The following is a 22,820-nucleotide window of genomic DNA, read 5'->3' on the forward strand; positions in this document are numbered from 1 at the left end:
CGTTCGGTGATCTCGCAGAAAGTCTGCACGTCGATGCCCATCGAGGCAAACGGTCTGTATCCTGTACAGCGATTCCCACTCTGGCCGCACAGAAGCGGCTCACGCCCGCGAAAGGTGTCTCCCTTGCCGAACATAATTAGGCCGGTCCGGCTCGACGAGGTCGACCGCGCGATCATCAACGTCCTGGTGCAGGACGGGCGCATCCCGAACAAGGAGCTGGCCGACCGGATCGGCCTCGCGCCCTCCTCCTCGCTGGCCCGGGTGCGGGCGCTGATCGAGAGCGGAGTCATCTCGGGCTTCCACGCCGAGGTCGACGCGCGCCTGCTCGGCAAGGGCATCCGCGCGATCCTCCGCGTCCAGCTGCGCGAGCACTCGCGGGCCGAGAACGCCCGCTTCGCCGAGGCGATGTCGAAGCTGCCCCAGGTGGTGAACCTGTGGCTGGTCGCGGGCGAGGACGACTACCTGATCGAGGTGGTCGCCGCGAGCCCCGACGAGCTGAGCGACTTCGTCCTCGACTGCGTCACCTCCGATCCGGTGGTCGCCGACACCTACACGACCCTGGTGTTCTCCCGCTGGCGCGGCGTCGGGCCGATCCCCACCGACGACGTCGCGTGAGCGCCGAGCGCCTCCGCCGGCTCCTCGAGGGCGAGGTGCTGCTCGACACGCACAACGACCTGCTCTGCGGGCTGCGGCGCTACGAGGGGTACCGAGTCGAGGGCTTCGACCGGCCCCGCCCGGAGTTCCACACCGACCTGCCGCGGCTGCGCGCGGGAGGCGTCTCGGCGCAGGTCTGGTCGGTCTTCGTCTCGGCGCTGCAGAGCGAGGGCGACGCGGTGGCCGCGACGCTGGAGCAGATCGACGCCGCGTACCGGTTCGCCGCCGCCCACCCGCGCGACCTACGCATCGTGACCACGGTGCGGGAGGCGGAGCAGGCGGTCGCCTCCGGCCGGATCGCCTCCTTCCTCGGGATCGAGGGCGGCCACTCCGTCGCCTCTTCCCTCGGCGTGCTCCGGATGCTCGCCCGGCTGGGCGTGCGGACGATGACGCTCACGCACAACAGCTCCCTCGACTGGGCGGAGGCCGCCACCGGCACCCCGGTCGAGGGCGGGCTCACGGCGGACGGGGTGGCCGTCGTGCGCGAGCTGAACCGGCTCGGCGTCGTCGTCGACCTCTCGCACACCTCCGAGCGCACCCAGCTCGCCGCGCTCGCCGCCACCTCCGCTCCCGTCCTCTACTCCCACTCCGGAGTCGCGGACGTCGCCGCCCACCCGCGCAACGTCTCCGCCCGGGCTCTCGCGGCGCTCGCCGCGAACGGAGGAGTGCTGCAGATCGCCTTCGTCGCGCAGTTCGTCTCGCGCGCCTTCGCCGACTGGTCGGCCGAGGCGGACGCAGCCCGCGCCGGGCTCGGGATCACCACGTCGATGCCCTGGCCCCGCGCCCCCCGCCCCGCCGAGGCGCCCGAGGACGCCGCGCGGGCGAACCGGGCCGCGTTCCCGGTGGCCGAGCCCGCCGCGCTCGCCGCCTTCGAGCAGTGGCGCCGCGCGCACCCGGCGCCGCTCGTCACCGTCGCGCAGGTCGCCGACCACGTCGACGCCGCCCGCGAGGCCGTCGGGTCCCGGCACGTGGGCCTCGGCAGCGACTTCGACGGCGTCGCCGACCTGCCCGAGGGGCTCGGCGACGTCTCGGGCTACCCGCGCCTGCTGGCCGAGCTGGCCGACCGCGGCTGGAGCGACGCGGAGCTGCTCGACCTCGCCGGACGCAACACCCTGCGCGTGCTCCGCGCGGCGGAGGAGGCCGCCGAGACCCCGGAGGACGCGCGCGCCTGAGCGCCTGCGAGGCCCGGATCCCGCCTCCTGGACCCGCGACCCAGGGAACGCTGGCAGGATGTACGGGACGGTCGGTGCGCGAGAGCGCGCCGCACGGACGGCACCGCCCGCTGAGAGCGGCCCCGCCCGGCCCCGTCCCGCACACCTCCACCCGCTCCCGACAGCGCTCACAGCGCCGGAGCGACACATCACCGCGGCCCGACCGGGCGCGCGGTCGGACCCTGCGCCGCGCGCCCGCGTCCAGCCACTCCCTCCCGGAAGAACCGCATGAGAAACGCCAGAACCGCCAAGCCCGCCCGCCACCACCTCGAGCTCCCCAAGCCCAAGCCCCTCGAGAAGGGCGCCATGCGGATCACCCCGCTCGGCGGCCTCGGCGAGATCGGCCGCAACATGACCGTCTTCGAGCACAAGGGCAAGCTGCTCATCGTCGACTGCGGCGTCCTCTTCCCCGAGGAGAACCAGCCCGGCATCGACGTGATCCTCCCCGACTTCGCCGCGATCCGCTCGCGCCTGAAGGACATCGAGGCCATCGTCCTCACCCACGGCCACGAGGACCACATCGGCGGCGTGCCCTACCTCCTCAAGGAGCGCGGCGACATCCCGATCATCGCCTCGACCTTCACCCTCGCGCTGATCAGCGCGAAGCTGCAGGAGCACCGCATCACCCCGCGCACGCGCCCGGTGAAGGAGGGCGACCGGATCGACGCCGGCGTCTTCGACCTCGAGTTCCTCGCCGTGAACCACTCCATCCCGGACGGGCTCGCCGTCGCGATCCGCACCGAGGCCGGCCTCGTGCTGCACACGGGCGACTTCAAGATGGACCAGTTCCCGCTCGACGGGCGCACCACCGACCTCCCCGGCTTCGCGCGCCTCGGCGACGAGGGAGTCGACCTGTTCCTGGTCGACTCCACGAACGCCGACGTCCCCGGCTTCGCGATCTCGGAGGGCGACCTCGCCCCCGCGATCGACCAGGTGTTCCGCACCGCGCCGCGCCGCATCGTCGTGTCCAGCTTCGCGAGCCACGTGCACCGCATCCAGCAGGTCCTCGACGCCGCGCAGCGCCACGGCCGCAAGGTCGCCTTCGTCGGCCGCTCGATGGTCCGCAACATGGGCATCGCCGCCGACCTGGGCTACCTCAAGATCCCGGCCGGCCTCGTCGTCGACATGAAGGTGCTCGAGAAGCTCCCCGCGACCGAGATCGTGATGATCTGCACCGGTTCGCAGGGCGAGCCGATGGCGGCGCTCTCGCGCATGGCCAACAAGGACCACATTATCGACATCGGCCCCGGCGACACCGTGCTGCTGGCCAGCTCGCTGATCCCCGGCAACGAGAACGCGATCTACCGGATCATCAACGCCTTCACCCGCTGGGGCGCCACCGTCGTGCACAAGGGCAACGCCAAGGTGCACGTCTCGGGCCACGCCAGCGCGGGCGAGCTCGCCTACTGCTACAACATCCTGCGCCCCACCGCGGTGCTCCCCGTGCACGGCGAGTGGCGCCACCTCACCGCGAACGCGGCGATCGCGACGCGCACCGGGATCGACGAGAAGGACGTCTTCGTCATCGAGGACGGCGTCTCGATCGACCTGGTGAAGGGCCGCTCGCGCATCAGCGGGCGCATCCCGGCCGACCAGATCCTGGTCGACGGCACCACGATGGGCGTCGCCACCGAGGACGCGATGAACGACCGCATCGTCCTCGCCGAGGAGGGGGCCATCACGGTCCTCGCCATCGCCGACCTCGACCGCGGCACGCTCGGCGAGCCGGTCGAGTTCTTCACCCGCGGCTTCGTCGAGGAGCCGGGCTGGAAGGCCAACGCGAGCAAGGCGATCGACGACGCCGTCCTGCAGGCCGCGGGCAAGCCGGTCGAGCTCGAGGCCATGGAGGCGCTGATCACGCGCACCCTCGGCCGCTGGCTGACCCGCCGCCACCGCCGCAACCCGGTCATCACCACCATCGTCGTCGAGGAGTAGGCGCCTTCCACGCCGGCCTCCGCCTCCGCTACCCCCTGCCCCGCGAGGCGCGGGCGGAGCAGAGTGGGAGGGTCGGCAGGTCGCCGACGCGAAGGGAGAGCGCCATGAGCACCGACCGCACCACGGGTGAGGACACCGAGAAGACCGAGGACCTCCCCGACGGCACCGGGACGGACACCTCCTCCGGTGGCGGCGACACCGACACCGTCTCCGGCGGCGAGCCGGACGAGCCCGCCGAGTAGGGCCGTGAACGACGAAGGGCGGGACCGCGAGGTCCCGCCCTTCGTCGTTCCGCCGATCAGATCAGCGGGCCGTCGCTCTCACTCGAGCGGCGGGTGACCTGCTCGCCGCTGGCCGGGTCGACGGCCGAGCGCGTGGTCGAGACGGCCTGGCGGCGGCGCGTCAGCAGGACCAGCCCGAGGATCAGGCCGACCGCTCCGGCCGCCATGAGGATGTAGCCGACCAGCCTCAGGTCGATCCCGGACACCTGCACGTCCACCGCGAAGGCGAGGACCGCGCCGACGACGAGGAGGAAGATCCCTGCTCCGATGCTCATTGCGTGCTCCTTCTGACTGCCGCCGGAGCGCGCGCGGGAAGCGCGCAGGGGCACCGGCGATCGCCCCACGGTAGACCCCGGGACCGGCGGCCCCCAGGCCTTCCGGCGGGAGCCTCCGGGGGTGTAGGGCGGTGCCGGGTCAGCGGTCGGAGACGCGGAGCATCACGCGGGTGCGGTCGGCCCGGGTGACCAGGCCCTCGATCAGGAGGAACACGCGGTACTCGAGCCGGTACTTCGCCAGGAACACGCGGCCGAGGCGCTCCACCTGGCCGGGGTCGGCGTCGATTTCCGCGGCGGCCTCGACCGGTACCGCGTAGTCGGAGACGCGGCCGCGGCGGTCGCAGGGGACGAGGGTCACCCGCGCGTCGTTGCGGAGGCGCTTCACCTTGCCGCTGCGGCGGGGAGTGGTGACGATCAGCTCGTCGCCGTCGCGGGCGATCCAGACCGGGGTCGAGACGGCGTCCCCGGACTTCCGGAACGTGGTGAGCGAGACGAAGCGCTCGTCGGCGAGAGCGGAGAGGTCCTGGGAGAGGGGCATGTCCGAAGTAGAGCGGCCGGGAGCGGTCACCGCAAGCCTCCGTGGCACCTCGATCCGCCCCCGTAGGGTGGAGTGATGACCGACGCGACGCCTCTGATCGGCCCGACCGAGGCGCCCGATCTGCACGTGATGACCTACAACATCCGCCGCCGCATGCCGCGCCTCACCTCCCGCGCCGTCGACCAGTGGGACCGGCGCCGCCCGCTCGTCCAGCGGGTGCTGGAGCAGGAGCGCCCCTCGATCCTCGCCGTGCAGGAGGCGCTGCCGGATCAGTCGGCCGCCGTGCACGAGGCGCTGGGCTCCTCCTTCGAGGCGATGGGCTTCGGCCGGGACGCGGACCGCGGCGGCGAGCGCGTGATGCTCTTCGTCGACCGCAGCCGCTACGCCGTCCGGCACTGGACCCAGATCGCCCTCTCGGACACCCCGGACGTCGCCGGCTCGCGCAGCTGGGGCAATCGCATCCCGCGCACCGCCGTGATCGCGGAGCTGACCGATCACGCGACCAGCCGCGAGCTCACCGTGATCTCGACCCACTTCGACCACATCTCGCGGCGCTCGCGCCAGCGCTCCGCCGAGCTCATCGCCCGCCGCGTCCTCGAGCTCGGACGCCCCGCGATCGTGATGGGCGACACCAACACCGACGTCGACACCGTCCCCTACCGGACGATCCTCGACGAGGGCCGCCTCGCGGACGCGTGGGAGACGGCGGAGAAGCACCTCACCCACTCGTGGAGCACCTTCTCGAACTACCGGGCGCCGGCGCCGGGCAAGCGGATCGACTGGCTGCTCGTCAGCGAGGGCGCGTTCGAGGTCGTCTCCGCGGGGATCAACGCCGTCCGCTACGGGGGAGCGGCGCCCTCCGACCACGAGCCGGTCCAGGCCGTGCTGCGCTTCACGAACCCGTGAGCGGCTCCGCCCTCGTCGAGACCTTCCTCGAGCCCCCGCGCACCCGCGGGGAGTGGACGGCCGACGGCATCCGCGCGATCGGGGCGGCGAGCATCGTGGCGGCCGCGATCGGCTGGGACCTGGTCGACGTGGCGGTGCTCGCGCTCGCGGCGATCGGGCTGGTGCTGCCGCGCTTCCTCGGCATCCGTCCGGCGCTCGACGCCCTCTTCGGGCTCGCGCTGCTCGTGGCGTCCTGGAGCAGCGTCCTCGGCCTCTACGAGGCCTGGCCGCAGTGGGACCTGGTCGTGCACTGCGTGCTCAACGGGCTGATCGCCGCGGTGGCCTATATCGTCGCCGCGCGGGCCGGAGTCGTGCCGGCGGTCGCGGGCGATCGCGGGCCGCTGCTCCCGGCGGTCGTGCTCTGCGCCTGCTTCGGGACGACGGCGGGCGTCCTGTGGGAGTGGGGCGAGTGGGCGGGGCACCGCTTCATCGACTCCTCGATCTTCGTCGGCTACGAGGACACGCTCGGCGACCTCGCCGCCGGCGCGCTGGGCTCGATCCTCGCCGGCGCGCTGATGCGCTTCTGGTCCGCGAAGTCCCGGGTGGTCGGACCGGGCGCCTCGCGCGGCGTCGGAGGTGCGGCGTAGCCTGTCCCGCATGTGCGGCCGCTTCGCGATGGACTCCGAGACCGATGAGCTGATCCGCGAGTTCGTCGCCGCGGGCGGGCGCGCCGAGGACTGGGCGCCCGACTACAGCGTCGCTCCCACCGACGTCGCGCCGATCGTGCGCGAGCGGCTCCACGACGGCGAGCGGGAGCGCGAGCTGGAGCTCGCCTCCTGGGGCTTCACCCCGTCCTGGTCGAAGGGCAGGGGGCCCTCGCCGATCAACGCGCGCCTCGAGTCGGTCGCGACGAACGGCCTGTTCCGCGGGGCGTTCGCCAAGCAGCGCGCGATCGTCCCGATGCGCGGGTACTACGAGTGGGAGACCCGCGCCGACGGCAAGCAGCCCTGGTTCCTGCAGGGCGAGGAGCCGATCCTCGCCGCGGCCGGCCTCTACACGGCCCGCAAGGAGGGCGACGACTGGCGCGTCTCCTTCACGATCATCACCCGCGAGGCGCGCGACGCCTCCGGCGAGGTGCACGACCGGATGCCCGTGTTCCTGACGCCCGACGTGCGCGACGCCTGGCTCGACCCGGCTCCGCTCGCCTCCGCCGAGGAGATGCTCGCCACCCTCGACCGGGCGTCCGTCGCGATGGCCTCGACCGTCACGGCCCACCCGGTCGACCGCCGCGTGAACAACTCCCGCGCCGTCGACCGCCGCGACCCGGGCCTGCTGACGCCGGTCGCCTAAGGCCGGTCGCCTGACGCCGCTCGCCTGACAGGCGCGGGACGATCCGCGCGGTCCGCGGAACCTCCGGGCGAGGGCGGACGACGGGTGGTGGGTGGACCGGAGAGCCCGGGAGGGGCGGAGCCGCGGCCCCGCCCCTCCCGGGCGTCCTACTTCGTGCCGGCGTGACCCGGGAACGGCTTGCCGTTCAGCGAGACCTCGTCGGGGTCGACCTCGACGTCGCCCACGTCGTCCGGGCCGCCCGTGCCGGGCACGGCCTTCACCTCGGCCGAGCCGGAGACCTCGGTGCGGCTCTCCGCCGGGTCCGAGTCCTGCTTGGCCTCGGTCTCGCGCTCGCTGCCGGGCGACTCCGAGATGTCCTTCTCGATGGTCTCGCTCTCGGAGGAGGTGGCGGGCGCCGCCCCGTCCGGCTTGCCGATGGTCGAGCCCTGGTCGTCCTGCTCCGTGCGGTCCTGGTCCATGTCGTCGCCTTTCGTCGGGACCTCCGACGCTACGTCGGGGCGCGAGCGGGGGCACCCGCTTGACAGCCCGGCCGGGGGAGGGCGGCGTGCAGGGTCGACGTACTACCCTGGGTCGACGGTCGCACCGGGGGGCGCGGCACACCCGCCGCCGACCGCGAGGAGGACTTGTGGCATCCCACCGGACAGGCGACACCCGCATCGTCGGGACGACCGTCGACGGCCGGTACACGATCGAGGAGCTCATCGGCCGCGGCGGCATGGCCACGGTCTACCGGGCGAGAGACGGCGTCCTCGGCCGCTCCGTCGCGCTGAAGATGTTCGCCCCCGGCATCGACGACGCCCAGGACCTGCAGCGCAAGGCGTCCGAGATCCGGCTGCTCGCGGCGCTCAACCACCCCGCCCTCGTCACCCTCTACGACGCGCACGACGGCGGCGACGACACCAACGGCCAGGCCTACATGGTGATGGAGCTCGCCGAGGGCCCGAGCCTGTCCGAGCGGCTCGCCGAGGGCCCGGTCGCGCCGAACGACGTCGCCTCGATGGCGGGCGACCTCGGCGAGGCCCTGCACACGGTCCACGCGGCCGGAGTCGTGCACCGCGACGTGAAGCCGTCGAACGTGCTGCTCGTCCCGAGCCCGCTGACCAGCCGCGAGTTCCGCCCGAAGCTGGCCGACTTCGGCATCGCCTCCCTCATCGACGCGACGCGGATCACCGCGCCCGGCACCCTCATCGGCACCGCCGCCTACCTCAGCCCCGAGCAGGCGCACGGCGACCCGGTCACCTCGGCGAGCGACATCTACTCCCTCGGCCTGGTGCTCCTGGAGTCGCTGACCGGCCGCCGCCCGTTCACGGGCTCGGCGATCGAGGTCACGCTCGCCCGCCTGCTCCGCGACCCCGAGGTCTCGGAGTCGCTCGGCAGCGGCTGGACCTCGCTCCTGACCGCGATGACGCGGCGCGAGCCCGGCGAGCGTCCCGCCGCGCTGCAGGTGGCGGAGTCGGCACGCCGCCTGATCGATCCGCGGCGCGACTCCCCGCCGGCGGCCATCGTCGTCCCCGACGTCCCCGCCACCCGGGTGATGTCCACGGAGCCGCTCGCCGAGACCGAGCCGATCACGCGGACGGAGGCGCTCGACCCGACCCGTCGGCTCGCGGCCGACGCGTACCCGGCCACGGAGGCGATCGCTCCGACGCAGCGCTTCACCGCGACCGAGCGGATCGCTCCGGCACCGCGGATCGCTCCGGCGCCGCGGACCGCTCCAGCGCCGCGCACGGCTCCGCTCCGCTCCGCGGCCGCCCCTCCGCAGCGCCGCGGCCCGAGCCCGTGGCTGATCGTGCTGGTGCTCGCGCTGGTCGCGGTCGCCGTCGGGCTCGCGATCATCCTGATCGACGGTCCCCAGTCGCCTCTGCCGCAGGTGGACGGCGAGCTGGGCGACCACCTCCGTCAGCTGCGCGAGAGCATCCGCTCGTGAGGGGCCTCCGACTGCGCGCCGCCGGCGCCGTGCTCGCCTCGGTCCTGCTGCTGAGCGGATGCTCCTCCGCGCCGCAGGGCATCGACGAGGGCACCGCCCAGACCCTCGACGACGCGGTGGTGGCCGTCGCCGAGAAGGCCTCGGCCGACGACTACCAGGGCGCTCTCACCGAGCTCGCCTCGCTGCAGTCGGCGCTCGACGCCGCGCTCGCCGAGGAATCCGTCAGCTCCGACCGCGCAGCGACGGTGCAGGCGCAGGTCGACGTCGTCCGCGGCGACCTCGAGGCCCTGATCGCGGGAGCCCCGGAGCCGGCGCCGGCCGAGACGACCGAACCGGCTCCCGAGGAGACGACCCCGGTCGAGGAGGAGCCGGAGGACACGCCGGCCCCCGTCGAGACCGAGGACGACCCCGCCCCCTCGCCCGAGGAGTCGGAGCCGGAGGAGACGCCGACCGAGCCGGAGGAGCCCGCGGAGGAGACCCCGGCCGCTCCCGGCGAGGACGCTCCGGGGAACAGCGGGGACGCTCCGGGGAACAGCGGCGACGCACCCGGGAACAGCGGGAACGCTCCCGGCAACGGCAACGGCAACGGCAACGGCAACGCGGGCGGCAACGGCAACGGCCCCGGCGCTCGCGGTGCGGCGACCGGCGTCGGCGCCCCCGCGGGCAGCGGTGCCGCGCCCGGGGCCGCGAAGGGCCCCGGCGGCCGCTAGAGCGCTACTCCTGCGTCGAGAGCACGGCGAACGCCGCGTCGAGCTCGACGTCCACGTCCGTGCCGTCCTCGCGGGTGACCTCCACCTCGAAGGCGTGGTCGGCGTCGTCGCTGCGCTCGGCCTCGGTGACGGTCCCGGAGCCGACGGCGCCCAGCGCCGCCTCGCTCGCGCGGGCCAGGTCGTCGCCGGTGAGGTCGTCCGGGTCCACGGCGGCGGCGGTCGGGTCGCCGGCAGGCACGCCGTCGTCGTCGGAGCCGGCCTGGAGGGCGCGGTCGTCGGGGTCGACGGACAGGACGGCGAAGGAGTCGTCGAGGCGCACCTCGTACTCGAGGCCGGCGTGGTCGGTCAGGTCCAGCTCGTAGCCGGTGGCGCCGTCGTCGTCGCGCTCGGCCGAGGTGACGGTCCCGCCGCCGATCTCGGCGAGCGCGGCCTCGCTCGCGCGGTCCAGGTCGCTGCCGGTGAGGGAGTCGGATCCCTCGAAGCCGTCGGTCGCGGCGTAGGCGATGCCCGTCCCGGCTCCGATCAGCACGACCGCTCCGGCGATCCCGGCGATGATCTTCGTCTTCTTCTGCACGATGGCTCCGTCCCGGCGCCGCTCGTCGACGCCTCCAGCACTCTCGCGGTCGGGCGCTGAAGGAGGCCTGAAGCGCCCGCTCAGCGGACGAGCGGCACCCGCACCTCGACCCGGGCGCCGCCCAGCGCCGAGTCGCCGACGACGACCCGTCCGCCGTGCGCCCGGGCGATCCCGGCGACGATCGCCAGGCCGAGGCCCGACCCTCCGGCGTCGCGCGCCCGGCCCTCGTCGAGGCGGACGAAGCGCTCGAGCACCCGCTCGCGCTCCGCCGCCGGGATCCCCGGCCCGTCGTCGTCCACCGCGAGCACCGCCTCCGCTCCGTCGATCCGGGTCGAGAGCGCCAGCTGCGAGGAGCGGTGCCGCACCGCGTTGTCGACCAGGTTCCGCAGCGCCCGCGAGAGCAGGGCCTCGTCGGCCACCGCCTGCACGGGCGAGATCCCGCTCGCGTCGACCCGGACTCCGGAGTCGCGCAGGCGCCGCACCTCGCCGAGGGCGAGGTCGTCGAGGTCCACCGGAGCCGCCGCCACGGCCAGGCGCGCCTCGTCCGCCCGGGCGAGCAGCAGCAGGCCCTCGATCAGCCCGCCGAGCCGCACCGACTCCTCCGCGACCGTCCTCGCCAGCCGGGCGGAGTCGAGCCGGTCCGGGTGCGCGAGCGCCACGTCCGCGGTCTGGCGCAGCGCGGCGACGGGGGAGCGCAGCTCGTGCGAGGCGTCCGAGACGAAGCGCCGCTGCCGCTCCTGCCCGCTCTGCAGCCGATCGAGCATCCGGTTGAGGGTGTGCGCCAGCCGGTCGACCTCGTCGCCGGAGCCGGGAGCGGCGATCCGGCGGTCCAGGGCGGAGGAGGTGACCGCCTCGGCCTCCGCGCGCATCCGCTCCACGGGGCGCAGCGCCCGGCCGACGACGCCGGCGCACACCACCGCCACCAGCGCGATCAGCAGCGGGACGGCGACCGCGAGCAGCCCGATCGTCGTGGACACCGCCTCCTCGCGGCCCTCGTCGGGCACGCCGACCACGACGAGGGAGTCGTCGTCGAGCTCGCGGGCGGCGACCACCACCGCCCCCTCGTCGTCCACGTCGACCGTGACCGGGTCGTCGCTCTCGGCCAGCGCGAGCGGAGGGAGGTCCTCCGCGTCCTCGCCCGCGGCGGTCACCCGCCCGTCGACCACGAGCTGGACCAGTCCCTCCGAGCCGCGGACGGCCTCCGGGCCGCCCTGCTCGACCAGCGCCGCGACCCGCTCCGCCTCGGCGTCGGCGGCGGAGGCGGCGCTCGAGGCGAGCACGGAGGAGAGGACCAGGACGAAGAGCACGCTCCCGAGGAGCGCGGCGGCGGCCACCACGGCGGTCGCGGCCGCGGTGATGCGGGTCCGCAGGCTCCGGCGGCTCACCCGGCCACCAGCGTGTAGCCCGCCCCGCGCCGGGTGCGGAGGGTGTCGCGGCCGAAGGGCCGGTCGATCTTGTTGCGCAGGGTGCGGACGTAGACCTCGACGATGTTCGGGTCGCCGTCGTAGTCGAAGTCCCAGACGGCTCCGAGGACGTCCCGTTTGGAGACGACCTCGCCCGCCCGCGAGACGAAGTACTCGAGGACGCTGAACTCGCGCGCGGTCAGCGGCACGGCGACTCCGCCCCGCTCGACGCTCCGGGACGCCGGATCCAGCACGAGATCGCCGACGACGCGCACCGTGGGCCGCTCGGCGGCTCCGCGGCGGATGAGGGCGCGCAGCCGCGCGACGAGCACCGGGAACGAGAACGGCTTGGTGAGGTAGTCGTCGGCGCCGGTGTCGAGGGCCTCGACCTGGTCGAGGTCGCCGTCCTTCGCGGTGAGCATCAGGATCGGAGTCCAGTCCTCGGCGGCGCGCAGCCGCTCGCAGACGCGGAAGCCGCTGACGTCCGGGAGCATCAGGTCGAGGACGATGGCGGCGTAGTCGGCCTCCTGCGCGTACCAGAGGGCGTCGGTGCCGGTGGTGGCGGTGTCCACGGCGAAGCCCTCGGCCTCCAGGCCCGTCTCGAGGGCGCGGAGCAGGTTGATCTCGTCGTCGACGACCAGGATGCGGATGGCGGCCTCCCCAGGGCTCGGCGCGCGGGGGTCCGCGCGAGCCCAGGCTAGCCGCGGCCCCGCTGAAGCCCGCCTGAAGCGCCGGCGGACCACCGCGTCCCGCCGAGGCGCCGGCTCCCCGCCGGGACACCGGCCGGAGCGCGGTGTCCCGGCGGGACGCGCGGCGCCCGGGCGCGGGTCACTCGTCGCGGTCGGTGTACTCGCCCTCGCCCTCGGCGGAGGTGCCCGCGGCGCTGGTGTCGACGTAGCTGCCCTTGTCGGCGGTGCTCTGCTCGTTGACCGAGGTGTCGACGTAGCTGCCCTCGGCCTCGCCGGCGGTGTGCGAGACGCCCTCCGTCGAGGTGTACTCGCCGCCCTCGGTGTCCTCGGTGCTCGTGCCCTCGGCGACGTGACGGCCGTGGCCGGCGGCGTGCTCGTCGTGACCCTCGTGGTGGTCGTGGTGCTCGTGACCCTCGTGGTGCTCGTTGTCGTGGTCGTGGTGGGCCATGGCGGCCTCCTCGCTTCGTCGCGTCGGTGCGCGGTCGGATCGACCGCGCTCGCTCCGAGACTTCTGCATCGGGGGCGGGGGTGCAAGACGTGGCGGCTGCACATCCGTGCCGCGCAACTCCTACCGGTGCCGGATCCGCCCGCCTAGCCTCCGAGGATGAGCAGACCCCCTCGCACCCGCTGGAGCGTCATCGGCCAGCTCGGACCGGCCTTCGACGACGGCGGTCCGATGCTGCTGGTCGAGGCCCGATCGGCGTTCGGGCGCCGCCCGATGCACCGCGCCAAGGCGCAACTGCTGCTGTCGGCGCTCCGCCACCGCGCCCGCGAGCTCGGGGACCGCGCCGAGTACGTCCGCTCCGAGACCTTCGGCGAGGCCCTCGCCGGGCGCGACGACCTCGAGGTGATCGACCCGCCGACCCGCGGCGGCCGCCGCCTCGCCCGCAGGCTCGGCATGAGCGTCCTGCCCGGCCGCGGCTTCATCACGGCCGAGGAGGACTTCCGCGAGTGGGCGCTCTCCCGCTCGGGCAAGCGCCTGCTGCTGGAGGACTTCTACCGGTGGAGCCGCGAGCGCACCGGCGTGCTGATGCGCGGCGACCAGCCCGAGGGCGGCCGCTGGAACTACGACCACGACAACCGCCAGCCTCCGCCCAAGGGCGCCTCCCGGCTCGGCCTGCCGGACCCGTGGTGGCCGGAGGAGGACGACATCGACGAGGAGGTGCGCGCCGACCTCGCGCGCTGGGAGGCCGAGGGGGCGGTCCGCCTGGTCGGCGCCGACGGTCCGCGCCGATTCGCCGCGACGCCCGCCGAGGCCGAGGCGGCGCTCGCCGACTTCGTGTCGTCGCGCCTGGGCGACTTCGGGACCTACGAGGACGCGATGCTCTCGGGCGACTGGACGATGGCGCACTCGCTGCTCAGCGCCCCGATGAACCTCGGCGTGCTCGATCCGCGGACGGTCGTCGAGGCGGCCGAGGCGGAGTACGCCGCCGGGGGCGCGCCGATCGCGGCGACGGAGGGGTTCATCCGCCAGATCCTCGGCTGGCGCGACTACGTCTGGAACCTGTTCTGGCACCTCGGGCCGGAGTACCGGAACCGCAGCCGCGCGCTCGGCGCCTCCACGCCGCTGCCCGCCGGGCTGCTCGCGCTCGACCCGAGCGGCATCGAGGCGAACTGCCTGCACGAGACGCTCGACGACGTGCACCGGCACGGCTGGGCGCACCACATCCAGCGCCTGATGGTGCTCGGCAACTGGGGACTGCAGCGGGGGTGGGATCCGGCGGAGCTCAACGACTGGTTCGTGGACGTCTTCGTCGACGGCACGGAGTGGGTGATGCCCGCGAACGTGATCGGGATGTCCCAGCACGCCGACGGCGGCGTCGTCGCGACGAAGCCGTACGCCTCGGGCGGCGCCTACATCAACCGGATGTCCGACTACTGCGGCGGCTGCCGCTTCGACCCGAAGGTGCGCCTGGGCGAGAACGCCTGCCCGGTGACCGCCGGGTACTGGGCCTTCCTCGACCGGGCCGAGCCGGTCCTCCGCGGCAACCACCGGATGGCCCAGCCCCTCGCGGGCCTGCGCCGCCTCGCGGACCGCGGAGCGGTGGTCGACCAGGAGCGCCTGCGCGAGACGTACTGACGCGGGGCCGGCGGCGCGCCCGCCGCTACTCCGCGCGCACGAAGCGCGACACGGTGACCGCGACCGTCACCGCGGTCGTCCCCTCTACCGCCGCGAGCCGAGCGTCCAGCGCCTCGGGATCCACGTGGTGGGCACTCGGCCCCATCAGCACCTCGGCGCGCAGCTCGTCGACGCTCATCAGCACCGTCGTGTCCAGCTCGATGCGCTCCCCGAGCGCGAATCCCGCCAGCTGCTCGTCGAGCCGCTCCGCCTTGCCGGCGTCGATGCCGAGCATCCCGAACCGCTCGCGGATCTCGTGCAGGTGCCTCTCGCGCGGAGTGACGACGACGGCGACGCCGCCCGGACGGAGCACCCGCCGCATCTCCGGGGCGTTCCGCGGCGCGAAGACGGTGAGCAGCGCGTCGGCGGAGGCGTCGGCCAGCGGGAGGGGCTGCCAGAGGTCCGCGGTCGCGATCGCCGCCCGGGGGTGCGCGCGGGCGGCGCGGCGGGCGGCCGGGGCCGAGAGGTCCAGGCCCAGCCCGTCCGCCGCCGGACGCGCCTCGAGCACGGCCGCGAGGTACGCCCCGGTGCCGCAGCCCAGGTCGACCACGAGCCGTGCGCCGGCGGGGACGGCCGCGGCGACCGCGTCCTGGATCACCCGGTAGTGGCCGGAGCCGAGCAGGTCGGCGCGGGCCTGCACCATCGCCGTGGTGTCGCCCGAGGTCGCGTGCCTCCCGCGCAGCAGCGAGGCGTAGCCCTGGCGCGCGAGGTCGGCGCTGTGCCCGAGGGGGCAGCGGAGCGAGGAGGGGCGGGGGAGCGCGTCGGGGGCGAGCGCGCCGCCGCAGACCGGGCAGGCGAGGGCGGGCAGCACCGTCGATCCGGGTCGGGCGGCCGGATCGAACGCGCTCACTCCGCGCCGGGCGCGCGCGCCCGCATGGCGGTGACCGCCGCGTTCAGCGTCGCGATGGTCGGCACCGCGAACAGCGCTCCGGCGAGCCCGGCCACCTCGAGCCCGGTCGCGACTCCGAGCACCACGGCGAGCGGATGCACCTTCACGGCGGTCCCGAGGATGAGCGGCTGCAGCACGTGCCCCTCGAGCAGGTGCACCAGGATCACGACGCCGACCATCACCAGCGCGGCGACGGGCCCGCTGAACAGCAGCGCGACCAGCGCGGCGAGCGCACCGGTCACGATCGCGCCGAGGATCGGGACGAACGAGCCGAGGAACACCACGATCGCGATCGGCACGACGAGCGGCAGCTGCAGCGCGAGCGCGCCGATGCCGATGCCGACGGCGTTGATCCCGGCGACGCCGAGCTGCGCGATCACGAACTGGCTGAGGGTCCGCCAGCCGGCGGCGCCGCCGCGCTCCATCGCCGGGCGGGCGCGGCGGGGGAGGAGGCGGAGGAACCAGTGCCAGATCCGGCGGCCGTCGAGGAGCAGGAAGATCAGCGAGAACAGGGTGAGGAGGGTTCCGGCGAAGACCTCGGCCAGCTGGGAGCCGACGGCGAGGGCCCCGGACGCGATCGTCGACGCCTGCGCGTCGGCCCAGTCGACCGCGCGCTGCGCCCAGTCCGAGAGCTGGACGTCCGAGAACGACAGCGGCGGGCTCCGCAGCCACGCCTCGACGCCGTCGACCGCGTCGAGAGCGCGCTGCCCCACTCCGCTGAAGCCGGAGCGCGACTGCACGATCACCAGCCCGACGAGGCCGGTCAGCAGGAGGAGCATCAGGACGATCGAGACCAGGACCGCGAGTGGGCGGGGGAGCCGCAGGCGCTCGAGCCGGTTCCGCAGCGGGGTGAGGAGCGCGGTGAGCAGCAGCGCGATCAGCACCGGCACGACGATCACGGGCAGCAGCGAGACGAGGCGCACGAGGAGGTAGAGGAGCCCGGCGACGGCGAGGAAGCGCCACGACCAGGCGGCGGCGATCCGCATCCCGGTCGAGACGTCGCCCGAGGCGTCGTCCGGCGAGTCCGAGGGGGCCGGAGCCGGGACCGCTGCCGGGGGAGCGGCGTCCGCAGGCGGGGTCGTCGCCGTGCCGTGCCGCTCGTCGCGCGCTCGCCGTCCCCGCATGACCCCTCCGATCCTCTCGCAGTGTACGGCCGAGCGGCCGTCCGGGACCGGGAGGGAGCCCGGGGGCGCCGCGCCTGGCCGGATCAGGGCACCGGATGCACCGGCAACGGCTCGTCCGGAGGGCGGAACGCGCCGGATCGCGCCGTCTCCGCCCCGTTCCCCGCCTCGGCCGCGGGAGGCCGATCCGCGCCGGTAGCGTCGCGCGGGTCGATGCCGAGCGAGGAGGGCGACGGATGCTGGAGGCGGTTCTCGCGATCGCCGCGTGGTGCGCGGGCGCGGTGCTCGGCGTCAGCGGTGCCCTGAAGCTCGGCCGCGCGGAGCGGTTCCGGGCGAGCCTCGAGGCGCTCGGGGTCCCCCTCCTCCTCCGGCGCCGCGGCTGGTTCGCGGCCGCCTTCCCCGTGGTCGAGATCGTGCTGGGCGCCGCGGTGGTGCTGGCGCCCGCTCCGGCGCACCGTGCCGCCCTCGTGCCGGTGGTGCTCCTCGACGCCGTGTTCCTCGTCGTCGCAGTCCGCGCGGTCCGTGCGACCGAGGACGTCGACTGCGAGTGCTTCGGCGGGCTGGGCTCGGCGCGGATGACCGGACGCACCGTCGCGAGGAACGCGGTGCTGCTCGCGCTCGCGGTGGCCGGGGCGCTCGGCGGGCTCGCTCCGGCCGCGCTGCTCGGCGGCGGCGGTGCCTCGGCGGCGGTGTCCGGGCTCGCCGCCGCTCTCGCCGCGGTCTCGCTCGTGCTGGTGCGCGACCGCCGTGCGGCGTCGACGGCCGCTCGCGTCCGGGCGGCCGCCCGCCTGCCCGCAGCCGACAGGGAGTCCGCGCCGGGGCGCGCGCCCGAGGGCGACCTCTCGGCCGCCGACCTCGCGTTCGTCACGGTGGCCGGCGAGCTCCTGACGCTCGAGGAGCTGTCCCGCCCGGCGACGCACCTCGTCTTCTTCTCGCCCTCGTGCGCCGCCTGCCACGAGCTCGTCGAGCGCTTCCGCTGGTGGCCCCACGGCCTGCGCCCGGCCGAGGAGCTGCTGCCCGTCCTCCTCGGCAGCCGCGAGGACTTCGCGGTGCACGCCGTCTACGGGCCGCTCGTCGACCACGCCCTCTACGATCCGGAGGGCCGCGTCGCCGCCGCCCTCGGCCGAGCGGGGACGCCGGGCCACGTGCTGCTCACGCCCGAGCGTCCGCTCGGCGACGGCTGGACCTCGGGAGCCGCGTCGATCGAGGCACGCGTGCTCCGGCCCGGATTCCTCGCCGAGCTGGAGGCGGGCGGCCCGGACCCGGCTCCGGCGGCCGGCGGCGCGGTACCGGCGGGGTGACGACGGCCGGCGGGCGGAGCGGTGCCGCCGGGCTGTCGACGACCGACCGACGGCGGCCGGGCTCAGCGGCGCTCGAACTCGCCGGACATCGAGCCGTGCACGGGGTGGGCGGGATCGTCACCGACGGCGCGGGCGGGATCGTCGATCTCGACGGCGCGGGACGGGGGCTCCTCGTCGCTCGCGTCGAGGCCGAAGCCGTCCTCGAGCAGTTCCTGGGCGATGCGGCTCGAGAGGCCGCTCCTCTCGCCCGGTCCGGGGTCGCTCTCCGGGTCGACCGGGGCGGCGAACGCCTGCTCGAGTCCGGACGCCGGCATACCGGCGTCGTCGATCGAGTCGGCTCGCCCGTCGGAGGGTCCTCGTGCAGGTCTCGGCATGCGCCCGAGCGTAGAGGACCGGCCTCCGGAGGTCGACGCTCCGTCGCGCACTGCCGGGCCGCCTGCGCGCCTGGTCAGTCGTGCAGCGACCAGGAGTGGGGAGCGACCTGGACGCCGCCGACGGTCGCCGTCTCGTCGCCGATGTTCAGCGCGAGCCGCGCGGTGCGTCCCTCCGGGCCCTCCGCCACGAGCATCACGGCGGTGTTGGAGAGGTCGACCGTGCGGGTGCTCGCGCCGACCAGCCACGGGTTCCGTCGGCGGAACGCGACGACCTCCTGGTGGGCCCGGTAGGCCTCCCCGCCCGGCCACGCGGCGGGATCGGCCGGGAACTCCGGGCGGATCGCGTCGTCGCCGCCGATCCGCTCCTCCTTGACGCCGCGCAGGCCCCGCTCGTCGCCGGAGTAGATGCTCGGCACGCCGGCGACGAAGCCGAGGATCGCCGTGGCGTGGCCGTGGTGGCGCTCGTCGCTGACGGCGCTGGCGATCCGGGTCACGTCGTGGTTGCCGACGAAGGTGAGGGGCAGGAACTCGCGGACGAAGTCGTCGTGGCGCTTCAGGGACCAGGCCAGCTCGAAGAGGTTCGCCTCCTCGAGGGAGTTGCGGACGGCCTTCCAGAGCTCGTACTGCGTGACCGAGTCGAGCCCCGACTCCCGCACGTAGCCGGTGTAGTCGCCGTGGATGACCTCGCCGACGAACCACGCGTCGGGGAAGCGCTGCCGCACCGGGTCGATCGCCGCGTGCCAGGCCGCCGGCGCGACCGCGTACGCCGCGTCGAGCCGCCAGCCGTCGATGCCCCGCTCGAGCCAGTGCGCGAGCACGGAGGACACGTGCTCCGCGACCTCGGGGTTCCCGTTGTCGAGCTCGACCAGGGCGTCGTGCCCCTCGAACACGTCGACGCGGAGGCCGTCGACCTCCTGCGACCGCTCGCTGCGGGAGAAGCGCGCCGCCTCGGGGGAGCCCTCGCCGGCCGCGACCGCGGCACGCCACCAGGGGTGCTCCCGTCCCACGTGGTTGAAGACCCCGTCGAGCAGCACCCGGATCCCGCGCTCGCGGCACGCGGCGATCAGCGCGTCGAGGTCGGCCTCGTCGCCGAGGCGGGGATCGACCCGGAAGTGGTCGACCGTGTCGTAGCCGTGGGTGGAGGAGGCGAAGACCGGCCCGAGCAGCAGCCCGTTGCAGCCCAGCGCCAGCAGGTCGTCGAGCCAGGGGAGCAGGGCGCGGAGGCGGTGCTGCGGCTCGTCGTCCGGGCCCGGACCCTCCGAGGCGCTCGCCTCGGCGCCCGTGAAGCCGAGCGGGTAGACGTGCCACCAGATCGCCGTCGAGATCCAACCGTCCGTCTGAGCCATCGTGGCCGTCCTCCCGGCCCGCTCGGGCGCGGGCCGCCGTCACTGTAGCGAGGCGGGCTGGACCGGAGCCGCGCCCGCTCACGAGCCGGGCCGCAGGGCGGTGATCCAGGCCAGCACGGCGAGGCCCGCCCGCACGGAGGCGGGTGCCGTGACGGTGCAGACGAGCAGCGCGAGAGCCGCGCAGGCGAGCCCGGCCACCGCGCTCCTCCGCTCGCCCGCCCACCGCAGCGCCCGCACGGACGCGATCACCGCGGCGACCGCCACGGCGACGGCGGGGAGGGCCCAGAGCGGATGCACGGAGGACGCGAGCGCGAGCAGGCCCAGCGCGAGCGCGGCGAGGCCGGGCTCGTACGGCCGGCGAGCGGGAGGGTGCCGCCTGGGCGGCCGGGGGAGGGCCGCGTCGGCCGGAGCGGATGGAGGGAGGAGTGCCGTCGTCGTCATGAGCCGATCCTCGTCAGGCGGCGGACTCTGCGGAGAGGCGATCGGCGGATCGGTGGACGAGAGGCGCCGAGCGCCTCCTGTGGAGGGACCGACCGGCGCGATCGGCGTCGTTCCGGGCGTCTCGGGGCCGGAATCGCCGGAGATCCGGGGCGGGGCTGGTAGGTTACCGACGGTCCGACCGGTTGAGGACGTCCGTCCCCGGCCGAGGACGATCCATCGAAACCAGCTGTTCCGACAGCGAGAACGTCCTGGGAGGACACTCCATGGCTGACAAGTCGCTCAACCGCACCGAGCTCGTCGCGAAGATCGCCGCCGACTCCGGCCAGAGCCAGGCCGCCGTCAACGGCGTCCTCGACTCGCTCTTCACCACCCTCGCCGACTCCGTGTCGAACGACGTGAAGGTCACCATCCCCGGCTGGATCGCCGTCGAGCGCACCTCCCGCGCCGCGCGCACCGGCCGCAACCCGCAGACCGGCGAGACCATCCAGATCGCCGCCGGCCACTCGGTCAAGGTCTCCGCTGGCACCAAGCTCAAGGCCGCCGCGAAGTAGTCGCGCCCTCCGACACGGCCCCGGCACTGCGCCGGGGCCGTCGTCGTCCGCGGACGCGGCTGCCGATCAGCCGCGGAACGTAGGCTGGACCGGTGAATCGAACCGTCCGGATCGTCGGCCCTGCGCTCGTGCTCGTCGCCGCAGCGCTCGTCGCCCTCCTCGCGGCCCTGGCCTTCGGAGGGGGAGCCGCGGCTCCGCTGCTGAACGATCCCGGCCCCGTGGTCCGCTACGGCCTCCCGATCGCCAAGCTGGCCGTCAATCTCGGCGCCGCGGGCATGATCGGCTCGCTCGTGCTGACGCTGTTCGCGCTGAGCCCCCGCGCCGCCGCCGCCCGCGACGCCCGGTCCTCGTCCCGGTCTTCGACCGCTCACGCCTCCTCGCGCGGCGGCCAGTCCTCGCGCGGCGGCCAGGCCTCCTCCCGCGCCGGATCGACGCGGACCGCGGTCGCCCCCGCGCGCCCCGCGTCCGCCGAGGCCGCGCCCGAGCCGCGCACCGAGTTCTCGATCGCCCTCGACGTCGCCGCCGCCAGCGCCGCCTTCTTCGCGGCGGCCAGCGCGGTGACCGGGTTCCTCACCTTCCTCAACGTCACGCAGACGCCTCTGAGCCTCGACCGCGACTTCGGCACCAAGCTCAGCTACTTCATCGGCAGCATCGAGGTCGGCCAGGCCTGGCTCATCACGACCCTGCTCGCGGCCGTCGTCACCGTCCTCTGCTTCGCCGTCCGCAACCAGACCGCGCTCGTCTTCGTCACGGGCCTGGCCCTGCTCACGCTGCTGCCGATGGCGCAGCAGGGGCACGCGGCGGGAGCGAGCGGGCACGACGCCGCCGTCGCTGCGCTGGGCCTGCACCTCGTCTTCGCGGCGATCTGGCTGGGCGGCCTCATCACCGTCATCGCCCTGCGGCCCCTGCTCGGCGGCTCCCGCCTGCTGCCCGTGATCGAGCGCTACTCCAGCCTTGCGCTCGTGAGCTTCGTCGTGGTCGCGGCGTCCGGCTACGTCAGCGCCGAGCTCCGGCTCGCCACCCTCGACAACCTGCTCACCGGCTACGGGATCCTCGTGCTGGTCAAGGTCGCGGCGCTGGTCGCGCTGGGCCTGTTCGGCGTGCTGCAGCGCCGCTACCTCATCGAGCGGATGCGGAAGGCCGGCGGTGTCGGCGGCCGCAGCTTCTGGTGGCTCGTCGGCGCCGAGGTCGCCTTCATGGGGATCGCGTCCGGAGTCGCCGCGGCGCTCGCGCGCACCGCGACCCCGGTCGACCAGATCGCCGCGAGCCAGCTCACGGATCCGACCCCGGCCCAGCTGCTGACGGGCGAGCCCCTGCCGCCGCCCGCGAGCGCGATGAACTTCCTCACGCTCTGGAACATCGACCTGGTCTGGCTCCTGGTCTGCTCCTTCGCCATCGCGTTCTACGTCGCCGGGGTGGTGCGCCTGCACCGCCGCGGCGACCGCTGGCCCCTGCACCGCACGATCCTCTGGATCGCGGGCATGCTCCTCCTGGCCTACATCACGAACGGCGGGGTGAACGCGTACGAGAAGTACCTGTTCAGCGCCCACATGCTCTCGCACATGGTCCTCACCATGGCGGTGCCGCTGCTGCTCGTCCCGGCGGCACCGGTCACGCTCATCGCCCGCGCCGCCGCCCGCCGCACCGACGGCTCCCGCGGTGCCCGCGAGTGGGTGCTGCTCGCCGTGCACTCGCGCTTCGCCACCGCGATCTCGCACCCGATCGTCGCCGCGCTGCTGTTCGTCGGGTCGCTCTGGGGCTTCTACTACTCCCCGCTGTTCCGCTGGGCCACCACGGACCACATCGGCCACGAGTGGATGATCGTCCACTTCCTGATCACCGGCTACCTCTTCGTCAGCGTCCTGATCGGAGTGGACCCGAGCGTGCACCGCGTGCCCTACGCGATGCGCCTCCTGCTGCTGCTGGGCACCATGGCGTTCCACGCCTTCTTCGGCCTCGCACTGATGACGGGGGAGGGGCTGCTCCTCGCCGACTGGTACGGAGCGATGGGCTGGGGCACCTCCGCGCTCGCCGATCAGCAGGCGGCCGGCGGCATCGCGTGGAGCATCGGCGAGATCCCCACCCTCGCGCTCGCGATCGTCGTCGCGATGATGTGGAGCCGCTCCGACGCCCGCGAGACCAAGCGCCGCGACCGCCAGGCCGACCGCACCGGAGAGGCCGAGCTCACGGCCTACAACGACCGCCTGGCCGCCCTCCAGAAGCGCGGCTGATCCGCGCCCGGGCCC

25 protein-coding genes are annotated in these 22,820 nt (G+C 74.5%); 13 read left to right on the forward strand and 12 right to left on the reverse strand.

Annotated features, from left to right (window positions below):
• Positions 1–123 precede the first annotated feature (123 nt).
• The 4 genes from GTU71_RS15440 to GTU71_RS15455 all read left to right on the forward strand — a co-directional run bounded on the left by GTU71_RS15440 (position 124) and on the right by GTU71_RS15455 (position 4,042).
• Complete coding sequence (locus GTU71_RS15440) at positions 124–615, forward strand: Lrp/AsnC family transcriptional regulator (protein ID WP_208543600.1); 492 nt, start codon at positions 124–126, stop codon at positions 613–615.
• Positions 612–1,826 carry a dipeptidase gene (locus GTU71_RS15445; protein ID WP_159940922.1) on the forward strand — a complete coding sequence of 405 codons (1,215 nt, stop codon included), beginning with the start codon at positions 612–614 and terminating at the stop codon, positions 1,824–1,826. Before GTU71_RS15440 ends, GTU71_RS15445 begins: the two co-directional genes overlap by 4 nt.
• Positions 1,827–2,171: 345 nt before the next feature.
• The gene (locus tag GTU71_RS15450) at positions 2,172–3,800 is read left to right on the forward strand and encodes a ribonuclease J (protein ID WP_208543406.1); all 1,629 of its coding nucleotides are present in this window, start codon (positions 2,172–2,174) and stop codon (positions 3,798–3,800) included.
• A 104-nt stretch (positions 3,801–3,904) separates the two neighbouring features.
• A complete protein-coding gene (locus GTU71_RS15455; RefSeq protein ID WP_159940924.1) occupies positions 3,905–4,042 on the forward strand; it encodes a hypothetical protein in 138 nt (45 codons plus the stop codon).
• A gap of 56 nt (positions 4,043–4,098) precedes the next feature.
• On the opposite strand, the gene GTU71_RS15460 is transcribed toward GTU71_RS15455, so the two are convergent.
• On the reverse strand, positions 4,099–4,356 hold the full coding sequence (locus GTU71_RS15460; protein ID WP_104262774.1) for a DUF6458 family protein: 258 nt from the start codon (positions 4,354–4,356) through the stop codon (positions 4,099–4,101).
• A 139-nt stretch (positions 4,357–4,495) separates the two neighbouring features.
• Complete coding sequence (locus GTU71_RS15465; RefSeq protein WP_159940926.1) at positions 4,496–4,894, reverse strand: PPOX class F420-dependent oxidoreductase; 399 nt, start codon at positions 4,892–4,894, stop codon at positions 4,496–4,498.
• A 75-nt stretch (positions 4,895–4,969) separates the two neighbouring features.
• Between GTU71_RS15465 and GTU71_RS15470 the strand changes: the two genes are divergently transcribed.
• Genes GTU71_RS15470 through GTU71_RS15480 form a run of 3 tightly spaced genes read left to right on the forward strand, consistent with a single transcriptional unit; the run spans position 4,970 to position 7,129 of the window.
• Positions 4,970–5,800 (forward strand): endonuclease/exonuclease/phosphatase family protein, encoded by an 831-nt coding sequence (locus GTU71_RS15470; protein WP_104283121.1) that lies wholly within the window; start codon positions 4,970–4,972, stop codon positions 5,798–5,800.
• Positions 5,797–6,426: a hypothetical protein gene (locus tag GTU71_RS15475; RefSeq protein ID WP_104226114.1), complete on the forward strand. Its 630-nt coding sequence runs from the start codon at positions 5,797–5,799 to the stop codon at positions 6,424–6,426. The genes GTU71_RS15470 and GTU71_RS15475 overlap by 4 nt, the downstream gene beginning before the upstream one ends.
• Positions 6,427–6,436: 10 nt before the next feature.
• Entirely contained in the window at positions 6,437–7,129 is a 693-nt protein-coding gene (locus GTU71_RS15480; RefSeq protein WP_159940928.1) for an SOS response-associated peptidase, read from the forward strand.
• A 146-nt stretch (positions 7,130–7,275) separates the two neighbouring features.
• Here GTU71_RS15480 and GTU71_RS15485 read toward each other — a convergent pair whose 3' ends face one another.
• A complete protein-coding gene (locus GTU71_RS15485; protein ID WP_104222919.1) occupies positions 7,276–7,587 on the reverse strand; it encodes a hypothetical protein in 312 nt (103 codons plus the stop codon).
• Between the two features lie 167 nt (positions 7,588–7,754).
• On the opposite strand from GTU71_RS15485, the gene GTU71_RS15490 reads away from it, so the two are divergent.
• Complete coding sequence (locus GTU71_RS15490; protein WP_159940930.1) at positions 7,755–9,056, forward strand: serine/threonine-protein kinase; 1,302 nt, start codon at positions 7,755–7,757, stop codon at positions 9,054–9,056.
• Positions 9,053–9,766 (forward strand): hypothetical protein, encoded by a 714-nt coding sequence (locus tag GTU71_RS15495; RefSeq protein ID WP_159940932.1) that lies wholly within the window; start codon positions 9,053–9,055, stop codon positions 9,764–9,766. Before GTU71_RS15490 ends, GTU71_RS15495 begins: the two co-directional genes overlap by 4 nt.
• Positions 9,767–9,770: 4 nt before the next feature.
• On the opposite strand, the gene GTU71_RS15500 is transcribed toward GTU71_RS15495, so the two are convergent.
• From GTU71_RS15500 to GTU71_RS16350, 4 genes are all read right to left on the reverse strand, one after another.
• Positions 9,771–10,340, reverse strand: a complete 570-nt coding sequence (locus GTU71_RS15500) for a PepSY domain-containing protein (protein WP_159940933.1) — start codon at positions 10,338–10,340, stop codon at positions 9,771–9,773.
• Between the two features lie 80 nt (positions 10,341–10,420).
• On the reverse strand, positions 10,421–11,725 hold the full coding sequence (locus GTU71_RS15505; protein ID WP_159940935.1) for an ATP-binding protein: 1,305 nt from the start codon (positions 11,723–11,725) through the stop codon (positions 10,421–10,423).
• Complete coding sequence (locus GTU71_RS15510; protein WP_104222956.1) at positions 11,722–12,393, reverse strand: response regulator transcription factor; 672 nt, start codon at positions 12,391–12,393, stop codon at positions 11,722–11,724. Before GTU71_RS15510 ends, GTU71_RS15505 begins: the two co-directional genes overlap by 4 nt.
• A gap of 178 nt (positions 12,394–12,571) precedes the next feature.
• A complete protein-coding gene (locus GTU71_RS16350; protein ID WP_208543601.1) occupies positions 12,572–12,880 on the reverse strand; it encodes a hypothetical protein in 309 nt (102 codons plus the stop codon).
• A gap of 156 nt (positions 12,881–13,036) precedes the next feature.
• Between GTU71_RS16350 and GTU71_RS15520 the strand changes: the two genes are divergently transcribed.
• Positions 13,037–14,512: a cryptochrome/photolyase family protein gene (locus GTU71_RS15520; RefSeq protein WP_159940937.1), complete on the forward strand. Its 1,476-nt coding sequence runs from the start codon at positions 13,037–13,039 to the stop codon at positions 14,510–14,512.
• Positions 14,513–14,537: 25 nt separating this feature from the next.
• Here the strand turns inward: GTU71_RS15520 and GTU71_RS15525 are convergent, their stop codons facing one another.
• Together GTU71_RS15525 and GTU71_RS15530 are read right to left on the reverse strand one after the other, a co-directional pair.
• Positions 14,538–15,401 carry a methyltransferase domain-containing protein gene (locus GTU71_RS15525; protein ID WP_159940939.1) on the reverse strand — a complete coding sequence of 288 codons (864 nt, stop codon included), beginning with the start codon at positions 15,399–15,401 and terminating at the stop codon, positions 14,538–14,540.
• Positions 15,398–16,564: an AI-2E family transporter gene (locus GTU71_RS15530; protein WP_159940941.1), complete on the reverse strand. Its 1,167-nt coding sequence runs from the start codon at positions 16,562–16,564 to the stop codon at positions 15,398–15,400. Before GTU71_RS15530 ends, GTU71_RS15525 begins: the two co-directional genes overlap by 4 nt.
• 233 nt (positions 16,565–16,797) lie before the next feature.
• Between GTU71_RS15530 and GTU71_RS15535 the strand changes: the two genes are divergently transcribed.
• On the forward strand, positions 16,798–17,862 hold the full coding sequence (locus tag GTU71_RS15535; protein WP_159940943.1) for a MauE/DoxX family redox-associated membrane protein: 1,065 nt from the start codon (positions 16,798–16,800) through the stop codon (positions 17,860–17,862).
• A 62-nt stretch (positions 17,863–17,924) separates the two neighbouring features.
• On the opposite strand, the gene GTU71_RS15540 is transcribed toward GTU71_RS15535, so the two are convergent.
• The 3 genes from GTU71_RS15540 to GTU71_RS15550 form a co-directional block, all read right to left on the reverse strand.
• Entirely contained in the window at positions 17,925–18,236 is a 312-nt protein-coding gene (locus GTU71_RS15540; RefSeq protein ID WP_146084422.1) for a hypothetical protein, read from the reverse strand.
• Between the two features lie 74 nt (positions 18,237–18,310).
• Entirely contained in the window at positions 18,311–19,582 is a 1,272-nt protein-coding gene (locus GTU71_RS15545; RefSeq protein WP_159940945.1) for an alpha-amylase family glycosyl hydrolase, read from the reverse strand.
• Positions 19,583–19,660: 78 nt separating this feature from the next.
• Positions 19,661–20,023, reverse strand: coding sequence for a hypothetical protein (locus tag GTU71_RS15550; RefSeq protein WP_104339586.1), 363 nt, complete (start codon positions 20,021–20,023; stop codon positions 19,661–19,663).
• A gap of 263 nt (positions 20,024–20,286) precedes the next feature.
• On the opposite strand from GTU71_RS15550, the gene GTU71_RS15555 reads away from it, so the two are divergent.
• Together GTU71_RS15555 and GTU71_RS15560 are read left to right on the forward strand one after the other, a co-directional pair.
• The gene (locus GTU71_RS15555) at positions 20,287–20,574 is read left to right on the forward strand and encodes an HU family DNA-binding protein (RefSeq protein WP_056037903.1); all 288 of its coding nucleotides are present in this window, start codon (positions 20,287–20,289) and stop codon (positions 20,572–20,574) included.
• Positions 20,575–20,666: 92 nt separating this feature from the next.
• Positions 20,667–22,805 carry a cytochrome c oxidase assembly protein gene (locus tag GTU71_RS15560; protein WP_244230583.1) on the forward strand — a complete coding sequence of 713 codons (2,139 nt, stop codon included), beginning with the start codon at positions 20,667–20,669 and terminating at the stop codon, positions 22,803–22,805.
• The last annotated feature ends 15 nt before the right edge of the window (positions 22,806–22,820 follow it).

Source organism: Rathayibacter sp. VKM Ac-2762, from assembly GCF_009866585.1.
Classification (GTDB): Bacteria; Actinomycetota; Actinomycetes; order Actinomycetales; family Microbacteriaceae; genus Rathayibacter.